At 36.8% G+C, this 2215-nt stretch carries 3 protein-coding genes; all 3 read left to right on the top strand.

The features are described from left to right. On the top strand, nucleotides 1-747 hold a 747-nt coding region (locus Q0X89_RS10560), incomplete at its 5' end, for a hypothetical protein (RefSeq protein ID WP_297693902.1). A gap of 408 nt (nucleotides 748-1155) precedes the next feature. After that, complete coding sequence (locus tag Q0X89_RS10555) at nucleotides 1156-1554, top strand: hypothetical protein (RefSeq protein ID WP_297693900.1); 399 nt, start codon at nucleotides 1156-1158, stop codon at nucleotides 1552-1554. A 142-nt stretch (nucleotides 1555-1696) separates the two neighbouring features. Then, nucleotides 1697-2053, top strand: a complete 357-nt coding sequence (locus Q0X89_RS10550) for a VOC family protein (protein ID WP_297693898.1) — start codon at nucleotides 1697-1699, stop codon at nucleotides 2051-2053. Nucleotides 2054-2215: the final 162 nt, after the last annotated feature.

Below are 2215 nucleotides of genomic sequence, written 5' to 3'. Positions count from 1 at the left end.
CTGGCATTCAATATAATTTTCTTTCTGCAAGAGGTATTTCTTGTTCTTGGTAAAAAGGCGCTTGGCCTGCAATCTTTTCTATACCATAACAATCATACCTGGGTGGGAGAACATCCCATGGCTTCATTGATGCAGGGTTCAGGAGCGCTGGCAATTTTCTTAATCGGATTGACCTGTTTGGCTATTTTTCAATTTATTCGAAACTCCGGAAGTATTTGGAAACTATTCATATTGTGGATGGCTTTTCATGGACTTATACAATCTATTCCTCAAGTGATAATCGGGTATTTAAACCCGGGCACCGATGTGGGTGAGGCGCTTGTAGGATATTTGAAACTAAGTGAACCCTTGCTGATAAGCCTGTCAATAATAAGTGCCATTGCTATGGCCTTGCTGTGTATTCGGTTTAGCAAACTTCTGCTGGAATTTGCTCTCGTTGATGCCGATTTAAACCATCCTAAGGTGAAGCTAAGGTATATTCGGTATATCGCCGTAGGTGCAGCTATTATAGGCAGCATCTTTGTTGTGCCATTTAGGATTCTTCCTATGGGTCAGGCGGTTACACCTTTTATCGTCTCCGCTTTTTCAATCCCCTGGATATGGGCTGCCGCAGCTCGTAGCAGACCCATAAGACATGTTCCCAATAGAATAAATGAGAAAGTAGCTTGGAGTCCTGTCTTATTACTTCTGCTGCTTTTAATTTTCTTTAGATGGGCCCTGGTACCCGGGCTGGAGTTTCGGCCATGATGCTTGCACTAGCGGAGTGAAAAATCCAAATCGGAAATCTCAAATTCCAAAATTCAAATTCCAATGGTGCTGCAGAATACTTTGTCATTTGGTGCTTGTCATTTGGTATTTGTAATTTGTAATTTATAAAGAATCTGATGCTCGCGCTAGCGGGGGCTTGCATATAACCATATTCATTCACAACTGATTAATTTGAAATGTCTTTAATGCGTTGTACGATTCGTAAATAAAACCCCGTAAATTTATCGAAGAATTTATAGAAGTCATGATTGACGGCATCAATTAGATACCCCTATGGGGATTTATACCATATAAAAGGAGGATAGGTCTCTTTATCCGGCGAACCGAAATGTTAATGAATTCTTTTGGTACTGATATAACAAGTTGGCAAAAATTAAAAAAAATGAAATGAAAAAATTATTTTCGATACTTATAGTGATAGCTGTTTTTTACAGTTGTGACCCGGTGGCCAATATGGAGGCTAATATCGAAAACCTAACAACCCGGGACTTAATTATTGAATTTGTGTCGTTTAACCAAGACTTAAGTAAAACTTTGGAAATTCCTTCAAATGAAACTGGGCTCTTTCAGGAAGGCTTTGATATTGGAAATGATTTTCTTGAACCTTCCTTAACTGAATATGATTCCGTAGTGGTCAAAAATAATTCAGAACAAATCTTAAAAGTTTATAAACCGAATGATCCTGGAAAGAATATTTATATCATAGATGAATACTGGTTGTCAAGTGAGCCATCAAAAAGATTTTTTAAATACCAATACGAAATCAACAATGAGGATTTAGAATAAAACTTTTGCCAACATTGTGTATAATTCATCACGCCAAGGCGTGACGAAATCATACACTAAACGTTGGCGGTCATTAAAGGGTACGTAACAAATTTAAATTGAGTTTAAGAAGTATGAACTAAAAAATGCTAATAGTGGAATTATGCTAACAGATATCAATCCAAAATTACCGATGCGTGACAAAAATGTCACAAGAGAATTTTACTCAAATCAATTAGGGTTTAATCAATTTGGAAGTGCTGATTTTGATGGCTATTTGATCATGGAAAAAGAAAAAATTCAAATTCACTTTTTTGAATTTAAAGAACTTGACCTGAAAGAAAATTATGGGCAAGTTTATATCCGAACTGACAACATTGACGAATTTTACAAATCATTATTGGAAAAACAGACTGAAATTCATCCAAATGGAAAACTCGCAATCAAACCTTGGGGGCAAAAGGAATTTTCAATTCTTGATCCAGACAGCAATCTATTGACATTCGGACAAAATATTTAAAAAAACGAACCGACAACAATGGCTATAATCCTCCAAAGGCGGACAGGTTCATCACGCCAAGGCGTGACGAAATCATAGCCAACACGTTAGCGACAATTACCACCTACCCAGGAATTCAATTGAGAATTCAACAATCTAATGCAATAAATTTCGTTTATCAAT

The sequence above is a fragment of the uncultured Eudoraea sp. genome, assembly GCF_947258525.1.
Taxonomy (GTDB): domain Bacteria; phylum Bacteroidota; class Bacteroidia; order Flavobacteriales; family Flavobacteriaceae; genus Eudoraea.
The sequence above is the reverse complement of the archived record's forward strand: the minus strand, read 5'-3'. Positions and strand labels throughout refer to the sequence as shown.